General features: G+C 61.5%; 11 protein-coding genes. 7 read left to right on the forward strand and 4 right to left on the reverse strand.

The window, feature by feature from the left end; genetic code table 11:
* Positions 1 to 88: 88 nt before the first annotated feature.
* Both HMPREF1137_RS09890 and HMPREF1137_RS02010 read right to left on the reverse strand, forming a co-directional pair.
* A complete protein-coding gene (locus HMPREF1137_RS09890; protein WP_081493493.1) occupies positions 89 to 784 on the reverse strand; it encodes a DUF3800 domain-containing protein in 696 nt (231 codons plus the stop codon).
* Positions 785 to 951: 167 nt separating this feature from the next.
* On the reverse strand, positions 952 to 6,051 hold the full coding sequence (locus tag HMPREF1137_RS02010; RefSeq protein ID WP_007588306.1) for a type ISP restriction/modification enzyme: 5,100 nt from the start codon (positions 6,049 to 6,051) through the stop codon (positions 952 to 954).
* A 220-nt stretch (positions 6,052 to 6,271) separates the two neighbouring features.
* Here HMPREF1137_RS02010 and HMPREF1137_RS10230 point away from each other — a divergent pair, with 220 nt between their 5' ends.
* The 7 genes from HMPREF1137_RS10230 (at position 6,272) to HMPREF1137_RS02040 (ending at position 13,531) form a co-directional block, all read left to right on the forward strand.
* Complete coding sequence (locus HMPREF1137_RS10230) at positions 6,272 to 6,718, forward strand: hypothetical protein (RefSeq protein WP_155835391.1); 447 nt, start codon at positions 6,272 to 6,274, stop codon at positions 6,716 to 6,718.
* Positions 6,719 to 6,962: 244 nt separating this feature from the next.
* The gene (locus HMPREF1137_RS10235) at positions 6,963 to 7,691 is read left to right on the forward strand and encodes a DUF1889 family protein (protein ID WP_155835392.1); all 729 of its coding nucleotides are present in this window, start codon (positions 6,963 to 6,965) and stop codon (positions 7,689 to 7,691) included.
* 478 nt (positions 7,692 to 8,169) lie between these two features.
* Positions 8,170 to 9,219, forward strand: coding sequence for an autoinducer 2 ABC transporter substrate-binding protein (locus HMPREF1137_RS02020; RefSeq protein ID WP_007588324.1), 1,050 nt, complete (start codon positions 8,170 to 8,172; stop codon positions 9,217 to 9,219).
* Positions 9,220 to 9,397: 178 nt separating this feature from the next.
* Complete coding sequence (locus tag HMPREF1137_RS02025; RefSeq protein WP_007588296.1) at positions 9,398 to 10,924, forward strand: sugar ABC transporter ATP-binding protein; 1,527 nt, start codon at positions 9,398 to 9,400, stop codon at positions 10,922 to 10,924.
* A complete protein-coding gene (locus tag HMPREF1137_RS02030; RefSeq protein ID WP_007588302.1) occupies positions 10,924 to 11,925 on the forward strand; it encodes an ABC transporter permease in 1,002 nt (333 codons plus the stop codon). Before HMPREF1137_RS02025 ends, HMPREF1137_RS02030 begins: the two co-directional genes overlap by 1 nt.
* A 9-nt stretch (positions 11,926 to 11,934) precedes the next feature.
* A complete protein-coding gene (locus tag HMPREF1137_RS02035; RefSeq protein WP_007588333.1) occupies positions 11,935 to 12,981 on the forward strand; it encodes an ABC transporter permease in 1,047 nt (348 codons plus the stop codon).
* Positions 12,968 to 13,531 carry an RpiB/LacA/LacB family sugar-phosphate isomerase gene (locus HMPREF1137_RS02040; RefSeq protein WP_007588321.1) on the forward strand — a complete coding sequence of 188 codons (564 nt, stop codon included), beginning with the start codon at positions 12,968 to 12,970 and terminating at the stop codon, positions 13,529 to 13,531. The genes HMPREF1137_RS02035 and HMPREF1137_RS02040 overlap by 14 nt, the downstream gene beginning before the upstream one ends.
* A gap of 90 nt (positions 13,532 to 13,621) precedes the next feature.
* On the opposite strand, the gene HMPREF1137_RS10355 is transcribed toward HMPREF1137_RS02040, so the two are convergent.
* Positions 13,622 to 13,771: a hypothetical protein gene (locus HMPREF1137_RS10355; protein ID WP_007588304.1), complete on the reverse strand. Its 150-nt coding sequence runs from the start codon at positions 13,769 to 13,771 to the stop codon at positions 13,622 to 13,624.
* 137 nt (positions 13,772 to 13,908) lie between these two features.
* Positions 13,909 to 14,817: an SDR family oxidoreductase gene (locus HMPREF1137_RS02045; RefSeq protein WP_007588300.1), complete on the reverse strand. Its 909-nt coding sequence runs from the start codon at positions 14,815 to 14,817 to the stop codon at positions 13,909 to 13,911.
* Positions 14,818 to 15,787: the final 970 nt, after the last annotated feature.

Genomic DNA, 15,787 nt, shown 5'->3' on the forward strand with positions numbered 1-15,787 from the left:
AAATATGAGTATAAGAGATCGATATATTCCTCCTGTGAGAGCTGTGTGATGTCGAATCTTTTCTCAGTAAGGCTGGAGATTTTGTTTGTCATCTTTGTCCTCTCCAGTGAAATATGTTGAATTTGGTCGTATCCGCTGATGTGGAGCAAGTAAGTGGTAAACTGGTCATGTCGCGTATCTGGTTCACTAATGTCAACTTAGCTTCGCTCGTTGTTAGGTTTCGATTAGCATAGTTCACTGCGCCGATTAGGAGATCAGCAAGTTGGAGTAGGCCGACGTGATGTGATTCAACAATTTGTAGTCGGCGAACGTTGTTTCTTGAAAAGTCATATTCGGCATTAGCGATTACTTCGCGTAGTTTATTGATCTTGTTCTGACCGTTTGTGTCCTTCTTATCAAGGTATATGAAGGCGCTATCGTTCGAAGGTAGTAATCTGTATATTAAGTAATACATCATCTTGTAATACCAGTCGTCGTGTGTTTGATTGAAGCGACTATGGTCTAGCCCTGCTTTATTTGCAACGACTGCTCTAAACTGAAGATCATCATTATTGAAAAAGAAATCGATTATTTCAGTATAGAATTCTAGTCGTGCGGGTGATACTTTCGTCCATTTGATTTCGAAAGAGTCGGGTATGCTGTGATTTCGCCTAATGGCGCGCAGTCCTTTTGCTAGTTCGTGGGACATATCTGTCGGGCACGAAATCGCGCCAAGAACCATGTATGGCATGGAGTCGTGTTGGATGTGTGTGCTTTCGTCGCAGTATATGTTTAAGGTTGGCAATTTTATCCCTCACATAGTTTCAAGGTTGATCGGAGAAGTGTTGTTAATGGCTTCATCCTTAGTTGTTATGTGCGGCTCGACCATATATGTGAGCTGGCGTACCGTGTAATTTGGTCGATAACCTCCGGATTTGTTTCGTAACCCGTGGTGGTGTGACGTGTCCTAGCTCAACTTTCCGGAATCTCAAGTGCCGGCAGCGTCTCCAGGAGCTCCTGGGTTCGCATCGAGACCGTCACCAGGCACTTGATCAGGTCCACGACCGCGTCGGGGCGGCCATGCTCGCGCAGGAAGTCGTTCGGGTCGTTGACGATGCCCGACGCCTTGTCCGTCTTCACGTGGTAGCGGTCGATGATCCACTCCAGGGGGCTGCGGCCCGAAATCGAATAGCCCTGCGCCTCGGCCGGAATGCCCGTCAGGGTCACGTAGTCGTTGTACTCCAAGCGCGTGAAGTCCTTATCGCGGCGTCCCAGCTTCGGGAAACGCATCTTGCGCTCGCCGATCCGGTAGCGCTCCCACGGGTCCGCAGGCGCGTGCAGGCTCGCCTCCTCCTGCACCGACGGATACGGCTCCACCCGCTCGTAGTTCACGTGCAGGTCCGCCAGCTCGCGGCCCACGCTCGCATACGTGTGGAAACCCGCCGCACGAGGAATGTGCGGCAGCATCTTCTTCAAGTCATCCTCGTAGCGCTCCCGATACTCCGGGTGATGCAGCAGCGCATACACGTAGAAGAAAATGTCCTCCTTCGTGATCCCCGCATCCCCGTAGTGCTCCCGGTACGAGGCCAGCGTTGCGTCCGTGACGTTATCGACGCGGCGATACCCGTCCAGAATCACCGGGATCTGGTCGCCGATCGGCCTTGAGAAATCCAAGGACGAGGCCGTGGCCGCCCCATCCGCCTGGCTCTCCGATGCGGCCGCCAGGTCGGTGAACAGGTCGGGTTCGCTTCCGGAGGAAGGGGCGAGGGGCTCCCAGATGTAGAGGGGGAACCACTGAGCCTTGGAGACCATCTCTAGATCGGGAAGTTCGCAGGTGAGCCCGATGCTGAAGTCTCGTCTCCGTTCCCCCGATGGTCCCAAAGCAACATTCGGGTGAATCGGTGTTGGGAAGAGCTGCGGAAGCTGGTAGACACGTTCGTTCAATGAATCTGAAAAATACAATGACTGGGTACAGAATGGTCGATATATGCCCACTCTAAGACGAGTCCGATCAAATTTGTGCCGAATGGATCTATCAAGATCCTTGGGCAGGTCCCCACCCCACGCAATGCGAGTAAAATCATTTGATTTCGTTGTACTCGTAGCGCCTGCATCTACTTCTGCGTTGTAGTTTTTGATCATTCGACGCATATTCGATGTTACTATTTTTGCCGAGTAATTGTAACACCATGGATCACGATGTGTTGCAAGGCCAAGTGAGAACTGTCGGAATAGTGCGGGCGTTGATTCCTTGCCTTTCAATGCCTTATTTCCGATTTCTTGGAAGGTCGCGAAGCGCTCATCGCGGGAGCTGATCCAGTCGCCGTGCTGGTTCGGCGTGATGGAACGGAATGCGTCGGCTCCGCTGATTCCCTCGATGGATCCGTAGGCGTTGATCTGGTTGAACTTCTCCTGTCGGGTCGCGTAGTCCTCTGCCTCCGCGTAGAAGATGTCGGCGGTTCCGGAGTGCGCGGGATCCTTGATGAGAACGGAGATAGCGACTCCTGTCTGGATGTCGAAGACGTTTCCCCCTTCGCGTTTTGCTCCGTTTCCCATCTTTCCGCGAATTCCACCGCGAAGATTGTAAATGAAGATCTGGGAGAACTCTTCTTGCAGCGACAGGCGCACGCCGTCCGTGGAGTTGCCGTCCACGAAGGAGCTGTTGGAGATGAAGGCGATGACGCCCCGTTCCCCGATGCGGTCCGTGGCCCAGCGAAGTGCGCGGAAGTAGGAGTCGTAGAGCTTGGTCTTTGATGTTCCGGAGGAGTGGGTTGCGTAGGTATTTGCAATTCGTTCGTCCAGGCGCGGGTACGACAGGTTCTGGTTGTCGTCGTTCGCGTTGTTCTGACCCGCGGAATACGGCGGGTTCATGACAATCACTGTGATCGCCGAGTCCTTCTCCGCACGCGCTCGCTCGTTGTTGGCGGCCAGGCCCTCGAAGTCTTCGGTGATCGTGCCGTCGCCCTCGTGGAGCTGGAAGGTGTCCGTCAGGGTCATGCCCGGGAACTCGACGTAGCCCTCGTCCACGCCCTGCTCGGTGCGTACCTGGTGGTAGACCTGCTCGATGTTGATCGACGCGATGTAGTAGGAGAGGAGCACGAACTCGTTCGCGAAGATCTCGTTCTTGTACTTATGTTCCAGGGCCTCGGGCGGGATGACGCCGAGCTGCAGCAGGCGCGCAACGAACGTGCCCGTCCCTGCGAAGGGCTCGATGATAGCCACGCCTGGATCCCCCAGGCTCTGGCCGAAGGCCGTGCGCATTGCATCATCCGCGCTGCGGATGATGAAGTCGACGACTTCGACGGGCGTAAAGACGATGCCCAGGCGCTCGCTCATGCGGGGGAAGGCCTGGGAGAAGAAGCGGTCGTAGAGCGTGCGCATGATCTCCTGCTTGCCCGCCAGGGTGTGCACGGCCTCGATGCGCTCGACCATCGCGCGGTAGAAGGAATCCAGCTCGCGACGCTCGTTCTCGATCATCGAATGATCGGTGATCATCTCAACGATCGTGTTCATCGCTCGGCTCACCGGGTTCTGCTTCGAGAACGAATGATCCGGGAACATCGCGTCAAAGAGCGGCGCGGTGAGAATGTGCTGGGCCAGCATCTCCACCGCTGACTCGTTGTCGACGGCCGGGTTCAGCGTCGTGCGCAGCGCGTTCACGAACTCCTGGAACGCGTCCTGGCGCTCCGGATCCTCCAGCAGGCGATCGATCAGGTGAATGTAGCGCTCCGCGACCGTCGCGATGTCTTTGGACCAGTCATCCCAGTACAGGGACGAGCCCACCTTCTTCACGATCCGGCCGAACACCGACTCCTTCCAATCCGACGGCAGCAGCGTTAGCTGACCCTGGATGCCTTGGGTTACGCCGTCCGTGCCGGACCCCGACGATCTGGCCCCGGCCTCGTCCCCATCGGGCGCACTGCCGCCGAGCGGATCGTCCTGCTTCTTCGCCTTCTCGAGGGAGACCTGCTCGACGATGATGTTCTCCGGCCCCTGGCCGTTGAGCTCCATCGAGTTGATCGCCGCGTCCAGACGCTCGTCGTGCGCGCGCAGGGCCTTGAGGACCTGCCACACGACCTGGAAGCGCTTGTTGTCATCCAGAGCGCGCTCCGGCGCCATGCCCGCCGGCACCGCCACGGGCAGGATGATGTAGCCGAAGTCCTTGCCCTCCGCGCGGCGCATTACGCGGCCCACCGCCTGGATGACGTCCACCTGCGACTTGCGCGGCGATAGGAAGAGCACCGCGTCCAGCGTGGGCACGTCCACGCCCTCGCTCAGGCAGCGCGCGTTCGTCAAGATTCGGCACACAGGGACCTCGTGCGTGCCCGCGCCCTCCGTCAGCCAATCCATCTCGCGCGCACGCACCGCCGCGTTCATCGTGCCGTCCACGTGGCGGCACTCGACCTGCAGGTTATCCGACGCGTCGTCGTTGCTCAGGTCGCTCAGGCCAAAAGGCCCGTTGACTAGGTCAGGGAACTGCGTCGCGACCGCCTTCGAGGCCTTGATGTCCTTGCAGAAGGCCACGGCGCGGCGCATCGGCGCGCGGTCCTCGCCGTAGTCCACGTCCGAGCCGCGATTCTTTCGCTTAGCCAGCGCGTTCCAGCAACCCGTCAGCTTCGCGGCGGTATCGAGGTTCAGCTCGCCGCCCATCTCCGCGATCGCCTGATAGTGCTGCGACACCTCCTCCTCGCTGACCGTCAGGATGATGACCTTGTAGTCCGTCAGCAGGTTCTCCTTCACCGCCTGGCCAAAGCCTAGGCGGAAGAACACCGGACCGTAGGTCTCCTGGTCGTCCATCGAGGTCAGGATTGCATCCTTCTCCGATGCCCTATTCTTCGCGTTCTCCGCGAAAATACGCGGTGTCGCCGTCATGTACAGGGTCTTCGCGCGGCGGATGAACTCATCACTGTGGATCTTCGTGAATGCGCTCTCGTCCTCGCCCGTCAGCGTCGCGCCCGTCGTGCGGTGGGCCTCGTCGCAGATGATCAGGTCGAAATCGCGCCACTCGTCGCCCGCGATCTCCTGCGCGCGGTGAATGACCTCGATCGACTGGTACGTCGCAAAGACGACCTGCAGGCCCTCCGTCGCGTTATTTGCGTTGAGGGAGTCCGCGAGACGCTGGCCGTCCGTCGTCGCCGGAATCGGCAAGTCAACCGCCGACTCCTCGGCCGTGTCGTTACGCGCCGACGAGGACACCTTCGTATCCGAACACACCGCCCACGCCGTGAACGCGCCGTCGGCCTCGGCCGCCCAATCGTCGAGCGTCTGCTTGAGGAGCGCGAGCGAGGGGACCGCGAACAGGATTCGGGCGGTGCCGCCCTCCTTTTCCACGAACTCGCGCGCGATCGTCAGCGCCGTAAACGTCTTACCCGTGCCGCACGCCATGACCATCGTGCCGCGGTCGTGCTCCTCGAAGCCCGACATCACCGCGCTGCGCGCACGTACCTGATGGTCGCGCGGAACCTTGCGCTCGCGGGTCTTCGGAGCCTGCGTCGACCCCAGCGAATACGTGCGCCAATCGATGTCTGAATCGCGCAGATCCGCCAGCGTGATGCGCGAGACCGGGATCTGCTGGCCCTCGATCGCGTCCTGCGCGTTCTTACCCCACGGCGCGCCCGACGTGTCTACGACGATGCGGCGGCCGAAAGGCTCCTTGCCCGACGCCGAGAGGAACGAGTCAATGTCCGCCTTCTGAATGCGGTGACCCAGCGCGTAGAACTTGCACTGAATCGCGACCGGGCCTGCGGTGGGGTTGACCGGGATCGCCACTAGGTCAATGCCGGTGTCGCCCGTGCGGCGCTCCGGCCACTCGCCCCAGAGGTAGATCTCCTTGAACTGGTGCGCGAAACGCGCGTCATGGAGCAGGAACTGGCGCGTCAGCTCCTCAAAGAGCGTGCCCTTCTCGCGCTCGCTCTTCGCGCGCGCACGGTACTCATCCAGCAGCGCATCGAGCGCCGACTTCGAGGAGGCCGGGGCCGTGTCATCCGAGCGGTGTCGAGCCGTGTCGTGGGCCTTGGAATCCGCCTCTATACCGGGCAGTGCCATGAAGTCGTCGTCGCGCGCAGCAGTCATGCGACCAAGAATAGCGGGTAATCTACGACACACAAGCTATGTAGCGTGGTGGGTAGGGGTACAAGGGGATTGGTGCGTCGGTGAGCAGCAGCTTCGGGGTAACGGGTATGTGTTTCCGCCGTTTCGCTGATCGTTCCGGTCGACTTTGGGTATATTTCTCAGTAAGTGTTCGGGCTGCTGCGTCGCATGTCCATGATCCAAGGAAGGAAGTAGAGCTGCGATGAGTAATCTTGGGGCATATCAGATGGTCACTACGGGAATTAAGGCACTGGGAGGGCCAGCTAAAGCTGCTCTTATTGCTGTTGGCTCTGTTGTAGCGCTCACGGGTTCTGTTTACCGCGTTGGTGTTAATCGTGGTGTCAATATGGGTGATCGTCAGACTGTCGAGGCGAAGGTCACTGAATGGGTGCGTTCAAGATTTGCCCAATTCAATGCTCATGAGCTTTCTGAGGTGTATACGGTCTCTGCTGACGTTGAGTGTGGCGGTGGTCTGATGCTGCGCGCAGGTGATAGGTTCCGCGTGGGCAAGGTTATCGATGACATGGTCTATATCGAGGTTGAAGGCAGCGACGATAACCCATTTATTGTGTCTATCGAGCAATTGGGGCAGTACTCTGACTACCCCGCACCTATTGAGAAAGAGATCGATCTACCGACTCATGATTGATGACTGAGTGCTAGCAACACGCCTCCCATCTCGTTCGGGTGGTCCTGAGAGGCCGGTCCTACTTCTTCCTATGGGTGAGTATGGGATCGGTCTCTGTCGTTGGATCGGCCTGTTGTGTGAGAGGTGGACGCAGATGAGCATGCTCCTTCTTAACGTGTCGTTTGTCGGCTAGTGCTATGGGGATGAGTTGTCGAAGACGGTAGCTCTCTCCAAGTTTCAAGGACAAGAGTCCTGTCCGAGCCGATTGAAGACGCAACATGATGACGACAAATTGGAGGTAGCTACCACGATGTTTGCGAGAACGATCGATTATCCCTGTGCTATTGCGGACCATACTGAAGAAGGTGTCAAAGCGGCACTGCGTTGGGCACGCCAGTATGTGCGTGCAGGGCAAATGCTCACGTTATGGGTCGCGCAGAGGGGAATCCTCAATAACAACGAGTTCCTAAAGGAACAATCGAAACGTGACGGAGTGGATCTAATGATCGCGGTAGGGAAAGATGTGCACCGCGTGAATGGCCCTGTTCTTGCGATGTATCCCGATGCTGAGGATCTGGCGTATCCAGCTGGAGCAATGGGGGTGACGGCACTCGCGGTCGTCCAGTGGTCGAGTCCTTTAGAGACTTGGGCCCGGGAAGTAAACGCTGAAATCGTTCACACGCTTGAGCCGGTTGTGGATCGTGGCTCTCTCCCTGGGCTTGATCCTGAAGCTGAGCTCACGCCGGCAATTGTTGATGCCCTCGAGCGAATAACTCAGATGATCAACCATAACAATACGATCGCTGCTGGCCGTGACAAGAGAGATGTGGTTCGACCTCTGCTTCGTCTACATGATGAGGGGATCGTTCTTCCTCCGAAGAAGATGGCTGAGTGGGCGGTTGCTCACGGATGGCGTCGAGGGAATCCCAAGGAGCTGATTGATTTGGCAAAGAAGATCAACAAGGGCGTTCGTCCGCGTTGTAAGCCGTACTAAACATTTTGCGGGTATGGGGAGCGTCTTATCCTGCGTTGTAGCAGGTTAGGCGCTGCCCCTTCTCCGCTCAGATGTGCACATATGATGCGATTCGCTGAACGGTTGTGCAGGGGGTTTGCTGCGTAAATGCTGGACCGTGCGTATCGAAAACGCTTCATCTCAATTCGGTGAGGAATATGGTGCCACTGGTCTGACAAATCAGCCCACAACCGCTGCAACCAAACCCCAAAATCCCGCCCTGGCCTCGTCCCAAACGGACCCGGAAAGTGAATGCCACCACCCGCGTGTCCTAGGATTGGGGGCACGCCGACGCGCCCCCAAGGACGGGAGCACCCGGTACGCAGCAGCACCGCACACGCGGCACCGCAGGGCAGGTCCAGCAACGAAGACGGACACGCCAAGCAGCACCGCACGCCAGCAGAGCCGCCGCACAACCACAACCTCAACACCGACGTTGACCCACACAGAGGAGACTCCTATGAAGCCCCGCCTCGCAGCTACAGCCCTCGTTGCCGCATCCGCATGCGCCCTCGCCCTCGGCGCCTGCACACCCGGCGACACCGCACAATCCTCGTCCAGCCCCGCCGCGAAGGGCGGCGGAGACGGCAACTACACGATCGCCGTCGTCCCCAAGGACGCCACCAACCCCTGGTTCGTCCGCATGGAAACCGGCGTCAAGAAGTACGCCGAAGACACCGGCATGAACGCCTTCCAGAAGGGCCCCGCTGAAACCGACGCCACCATGCAGGCCCAGGTCATCCAAGACCTCATCGCCCAAGGCGTCGACGCCATCTGCGTCGTCCCCGTCGACCCCGGCGCCATCGAACCCGTCCTCAAGCAGGCCATGGATGCCGGCATCGTCGTCGTCACCCACGAAGGCGCCTCCCAGCAGAACACGATGTACGACATCGAAGCCTTCAACAACAGCGAATACGGCGCGTTCATCATGGACAACCTCGCCCAAGCCATGGGTGAAGAAGGCGTCTACACCACCATGGTCGGCCACGTCACCAACGCCTCCCACAACGAATGGGCAGACGGCGCCGTTGCCCACCAGAAGGAGAAGTACCCCAAGATGACGCTGCTCGAAGCCGAGCCCCGCGTCGAATCCCAGGACAACGGTGAAACCGCCTACCAGACCGCCAAGGAAGTCCTCAAGAAGTACCCCGAAGTCAAGGGCATCCTCGGCACCTCCTCCTTCGACGCGCCCGGCACCGCCCGCGCCATCGAAGAACTCGGCCTCAAGGGCAAAGTCTTCACCGCCGGCACGGGCATGCCCGCCGCTAACGCCCAGATCCTCAAGGACGGCTCCGTGTCGACCCTGACCCTCTGGGACCCCGCGGACGCCGGCTACGCCATGGCATCCCTGGCCACCAAGATCCTCAACGGTGAAAAGATCGAAGACGGCGTCAACCTCGGCGTCAAGGGATACGAATCCATGCACTTCTCCGAAGGCTCCACCAAGGTCCTCGAAGGCAACGGCTGGATCCAGATCACCAAGGACAACGTCGACTCCCTCGGCTTCTAACCGCTTCACCGCACACGACCGCCCGCGCGCCACGGCCTCGTCCCAATGAACGAGGCCGTGGCCGGGCCACCCCAGCGCGCGCACTGACGCTCGCGCACCCCCACGCGCCCACGCGAAGCGAACCCGCGCGCGTGAAGGGCGGCCCCGGGTCGGCACCACGCGTCGGAAAGGACACCACATGGACACCCCAGTGCTGGCGGTACGACACGTCAGCAAATCCTTCGCAGGCGTGCGAGCCCTGGTCGACATCGACCTCGACATCGCACCCGGAGAAATCCACTGCCTCGCCGGAGAAAACGGGTCGGGCAAATCCACCCTCATCAAAGTCATCTCCGGAGTCCACACCCCCGAACAGGGCACGGTCTCCATCGGGGGCCGCGAGTTTACGCGACTGACACCCGCCGACGCCATCGACGCGGGCGTACGCGTCATCTACCAGGACTTCTCCATCTTCCCCAACCTCTCCGTCATGGAGAACATCGCGCTCGGCAGCGAAGTCGCCGCCGGACGCCGCCTCGTCAACCGCTCGCGCATGCGCGAAGTCGCCCGCGAAGCCGTCGCCAAGATCGGCTTCCAGGTCGACCTCGACGAACTTGTCGGCAACCTCTCCGTCGCCGACAAACAGCTCGTCGCCATCAGCCGGGCGCTCATGGGCGACGCGAAGCTCATCATCATGGACGAGCCCACGACCGCCCTCACCAAGAAGGAAGTGCGCGCCCTCTTCAACATCGTCGCTGACCTGCAATCGCGAGGCATCGCGATCCTTTTCGTGTCCCACAAGCTCGAAGAAGTCTTCGAAATCGCGCAGCGCTTCACCATCCTGCGCAGCGGACACAAGGTCATCACCTGCCCGAAGGAAGAGCTCGACCGCGCCAGCTTCGCCCGCCACATGACCGGGCGCGACTTCGACGAGGAGCGCTACCAGCCCGGCGACATCACCGACGCCCCGATCCTCGAGGTTGAGGGCGCAACCGTGAGCGGTGCCTTCGCCGACGCCTCCCTGAGCGTGCGACCCGGCGAAATCCTCGGCATCACCGGCCTGCTGGGCTCCGGACGCACCGAACTCGCCATGTCCCTCTTCGGAATGCTCCCCCTCGACTCCGGGCGCATCCGCGTCAAAGGCCACGACGTCGCCCTGCGCGGGGTGCGCGACGCGATCGCCGCCGGCATCGCCTACGTCCCCGAAGACCGACTCACCGAAGGCCTCTTCCTCTCGCGCTCGATCGGCGAAAACATCACGATCTCCGAGATGGAATCCTTCACCAAGGCCCTCGGATTCATCGACAAGAAAGCCATCCGCGAGGAAGAGAAGAAGTGGGTGAAACGCCTCGACGTCGTCACCCCCGACCCCGCCAACGCCGTCAACACTCTGTCGGGCGGCAACCAGCAAAAGGTCGTCCTGGCCAAGTGGCTCGCCACCAAGCCCTCCGTCCTCATCCTCAACGGGCCCACCGTCGGCGTCGACATCGGCTCCAAATTCACGATCCACTCGATCCTGCGCGAACTCGCCGCGCAGGGCATGGCCGTCATCATCATCTCCGACGACATCGCCGAAGTGCTCACCAACTGCTCGACCATCGCCATCATGCGAGCCGGGCACCTGAGCGACCCGATCAACCCCGACACCCTCACCGAGGCCGAACTGACCCGGCTCCTGTCCGAAGACCAGGCCCCGGCCTCGTCGACCGAAGGGGGAGAGAACTAATGCCCCGACTCATCACGAAAGTCCTGCGCGCCAACGAATTCTGGGTGTTCCTGGTCATCGCCGCGCTCACTCTGGTCATCCAGGCCAGGTCCGGACAGTTCTACACGGCGAACAACCTCGTCGACCTGGCCGGCGCGATGGTGGTCCCCGGCCTCTTCGCCGTCGCCGCGCACCTCGTCCTCGTCTCCGGCGGCATCGATGTGTCCTTCCCGGCGCTGGCCTCCCTCGCGGTCTACGTGACCACGAAAGTCCTCGTCGACAACGGGTGGAACGGGCCGGTCATCGTGCCCTTCCTGATCGCCGCCGCCCTCGGCGCGGTCCTCGGCGCATTCAACGGCATCTTCACGTCGAGGCTGACCGTTCCCACGCTGATCATCACCCTGGGCACCGCCAACGTCTTCAACGGTGTCATGCAGGGTGCGCTCAAATCCGTGCAGATCAACACGATCCCCGAGTCCATGCGCTCCTTCGGATCCGCGTCCCTCTTCGTCGCCCGCAACGAGAGCTCCGGCCTGCAATCCTCCATGCCCGTGTCCTTCCTGATCCTCGTCGCGGTCGTCGCGGTGGCCTTCTTCGTCACCCGATACACGATGTTCGGACGCTCCCTCTTCGCCCTCGGTGGCGACGAGTCCGCGGCCGCCCGCGTCGGCTTCAAGGTGCGCGCCACCAAGTTCTGGCTCTACGTCCTCGTCGGCGTCATCGCCGCCTTGGCCGGCATGGTCCGCACCTGCTCCATGGGACAGATGCACCCCACCAACCTGCTCGGCATGGAAATGATGGTCATCGCAGCCGTCGTCCTGGGCGGCACCGCCATCACCGGCGGCAAGGGCTCGCTGACGGGCGTCATGCTCGGCACGCTGCTCATCGTCATCGTCCAAAACTCCATGATCCTCATGGGAATCCCGACGTTCTGGCAGGGCTTCGCCCTGGGCCTGCTCATCATCGTGGGAACCGGCGTCTCCGCGCTTCAGGTCATGCGCGCCCGCCGCAACGCACACTAGGAGGACCACATGTCAACGCTTCTCGCCTCCCCGCGCCTCGCTTTCCTCAAAAAGGACAGCTACATGACGCGACTGATCATCGTCTTCCTCCTCCTGCTTATCTTCTTCGCCGCCGTGCGCCCCGGCCCCTTCTTCGCCGTACGCACCTGGCAGTCGATGGCCGTCCAATTCCCCGAATTCGGCCTCATGAGCCTGGGCGTCATGTTCACCATGTTCACCGCCGGCATCGACCTGTCCGTCGTTGCCATCGCCAACGTCACCTCGATCTGCGCGGCCCTCACGCTGCGCTCCATGCTCGGCCCGGCCGTCACCTCCTCGTCGATGGCCATGGCCACCCTCATCGCGCTGGGCGTCGCCCTGGCGGTCGGGGTCGTGTGCGGACTCATCAACGGCACGCTCGTCGCGGTCCTTAAGATCCCACCCATCCTCGCCACCCTCGGCACCCTCGAGCTCTTCGGCGGCGTCGCCCTCATCCTCACCCAGGGCAAACCCGTCTCCGGCGTCCCCGCAGCGTTCGGAGCCGTGTTCACCGGGAAGGTGGCCGGCCTCGTCCCCATCCCCCTCGTCGTGTTCCTCGTGTGCGCGGCCGTCGCCGGCGCCATCGTCGCCTTCACGGGCTTTGGGACCACGATCCTCATGCTCGGCACGAACGACACCGCGGCGCGCTTCTCGGGCCTGAAAGTCAAGAGCCTGCTGATCCGCACCTACGTGCTCTCCGGCGTCATGGCGGCCATGGCCGGCATCGTCATGCTCGCGAACTACAACTCCGCGAAAGCCGACTACGGCGCCTCATACACGCTGCTCACCGTCCTCATCGTCGTCCTCGGCGGCGTCAACCCCAACGGCGGATCCGGGCGCCTGAGCGGCGTGCTCCTGTCCATCCTCATGCTCCAGGTCCTCTCCTCCGGCCTGAACATGTTCCCCGACATCTCCAACTTCTACAGGCCCCTCATCTGGGGTGGCGTCCTGCTGCTCGTCATCTGCATGAACGAGGGCCTCTTCTCCTTTACCAAACTGCGCAGACTCAGGAAAGGACACGCGCATGCTGACAGCTAAAGACAAGCACGTCGTCGTCGGCGCCGACTTCGCCGGGCACCCCCTCAAGGAAGCCGTCAAAGCCCACCTCGAGGAGCGCGGCTGGACCGTCACCGACCTGACACCCGACGCCGATACCGCGCCCATGTACCACCGCGTCGGCTTCGCGCTCGGCGCCCAGATCGCCGAAGGCAAGTTCGAACGAGCCCTCGCGTTCTGCGGCACCGGCATGGGCATCCACATCGCCGCCTCCAAGTGCCCCCACGTACACGCCGCTGTGTGCGAGTCCGTGCCCGCCGCGCGCCGCTGCGCCGCCGCCAACAACGCGAACCTGCTCGCCATGGGCGCCTTCTACGTCGCCCCGCGCACCGCCATGGCCATGGCCGACGCGTTCCTCGAGTCCTCCCTCGGGTCCGGGTACGAGGACTGGGACGGCTTCTACGAGTACCACCGCATCGGGTACGATGAATGCGAAAACTTCGACTACGAGGCTTACAAGGCCAACGGATTCGAAGTCGTCAACCCGGGGTTCGCTGTCTTGGCGGAGCAGCCCAAGGGGTTGGCGTACTGAGGGTGTGACGCTGCTGTAGAAAGGTGGGGGCTCCCGTTTGGGAGCCCCCACCCGTGTTGGTATGCGATATCGGGGTGCCGAGGCCTCGTCCTACCAGTCACCCAAGCCCAGGTAGTACAGCGGGTGCGCGAAGAAAGAGGCGATGGCCTCGCGGTATTCGAGGGGCAGCATCGGGAAGATGACGATGCCGGCCAGGACCGCGACGATCAGCGTCACAAGGATGCGTTTCTTGGATTTCATGGCATCTCCTTACCATTGACTGCCCCGACGCTATCAGGGCCACCGCGGAGGTAGCAAGCATGATTGCATGAGGCGCCCCGGCCTCGTCCCTGAGAAGAGAAGCGAAACCGGGGTCAACGGAGCCACAACCGCGAGAGTCAGCGGCCCGACGTGAGCGCCGCCCGGGCGACCTGCTCGAAGGTGAGCGGCTCGCGGCCCGTCACGTCGTGCACGGTCGTGGAGACGACGTCCATCTCGCCGCGCGCGATCGACGTGTAGGTCGACACCCACGAGTCGTACTCCCACTGGGCGGCCGGCCACTTCTTGCGCGACTCGTACGCCTCCTCAACGGTTTCGCGCACGTAGGTGACGGGGCGGCCCCACACGCGGGTGAGGATTGCGGCGATCTCGTCGAGGGTCAAGGCCTCGGGACCCGTCACGTCGAGGGTCTGGTTCTCGTAGCGCGCCGGATCCGCCAAGACCCCGGCGGCCACGCGCCCCGCATCCTCGCGCGCGACAACGCCGACGCGCCCGTCGCCTGCGGGCCCGAGGATGCGGCCCTCCTCGTCCGGCAGCTCCGCGAAAAAGTCCGCGTAGAAGTTATCGCGCAAGAACGTGTACGTCATGCCCGACGCCTTGATGCGCTCCTCCGTGTAGAAGTGCGTGCGCGCCAGCGTAAACGTCGCGTCGGGCGCCGCATTCATAAACGACAGGTACACGATGTGGCGCACCCCGGAGGCCGCGGCCGCGTCGACGAAGGCGAGGTGCTTGGACAGGCGGTCCTCGCTCTCGGGCGCGGACACCATGAAGAGGACGTCAACGCCTTCCAGCGCGACGCGCGTCGTGAGCGTGTCCTCGTACGAGCACTTCACCGCGACGGCACCCGGCAGCTCGGGCGCGCGCGACGGCGTGTTCGCGAGCAGGCGCAGGGGCAGGCCGCGCTCGGACAGGAGTCGGGCGGCGGCGCCTCCGACGTTCCCGGATGCGCCGGTGATCGCCAGGGACGGGAGGGACGAGGCCTGGGCCGGCTCGTTCGTGCGGGTGCGGGGTGTGGGGGTGTCAGTCATGTGGCAAGTGTGCCACCGACCTTGTGGTGTGTGCGCACGCCACGCGAGGTTTGGGCTGTGGGCGTAGCGTCCGGCGAGGGTGAAACCGGGGATGCTCATGGGCGAGATAAAACTCGCCCAGCAGGTCTGGATTCTGGGTGAGACCGGGACAGAATTCGCCCTGCTGGCGAAAAAACGCTGATTTTGGGGTGTTTTGCGCGTGCTGGGCGAGTTTTGTCTCGTCTGGGCGCTGGTGGAGCCGAGCAGGGCGAGTTTTGTCTCGCCTGTGGGGTAGGGGTGGGACTGGGATGAAAGAAAAACCGCCCCTGCGTGAGGTGCTGTGGGGTGCCGTGAAATATTCTTCGCCCCTGCACGCTGAAAAGTGCTGTATTTTGCCCATTTTGAGCGAGCAGGGGCGATATTTCTTTCACCGAAGACGTGAGCCAAGCGCTGGAGTGCCCTGCTGGGGCGATATTTCTTTCGTGGAGGCTCGCTGGAAGTGATGGTCGTGGCCGTGGAGTGTGTCGACGAGGCCGATGCCCCATGCCGTGCGCCAGGGCCTATCCTCCACAAAAGTCGCATGCAATTCGATTGGGAGAAGTTTCAATAAAGTCTGAAAACGTTGCAATTCCAACGATCTAAATTCAAAACTTGAAGCAGTCATAGGGGAATTGCATGCGAAATTGGGTGTGGGCACAGGAATGAGGGGAGCGAGGGCTGGGCGTGCGAGGGCCCGGAGGTGGGGAGGCCAGGCTGCGGTGCCCGTGGGCGGTGGCACGGCGTTGCCTCCGAAAACTCGCACGTAATTCGATTGGCTGAAGTTTCAATAAAGCCCAGAAGCGTTGCAATTCCAACGATCTGAGTTCAAAACTTGAAGCAGTCGTAGGGGAATTACGTGCGAAATTGGGTGTGGGCGCAGGAGTGAGGGGAGCGAGGGCTTGGCGTGCGAGGGCCCGGAGGTGGGTCAGGCTGCGGTGCCCGTGGGCGGTGT

Origin of the sequence: Actinomyces sp. ICM39 (assembly GCF_000282935.1) — a bacterium.
Classification (GTDB): Bacteria; Actinomycetota; Actinomycetes; order Actinomycetales; family Actinomycetaceae; genus Pauljensenia; species Pauljensenia odontolytica_B.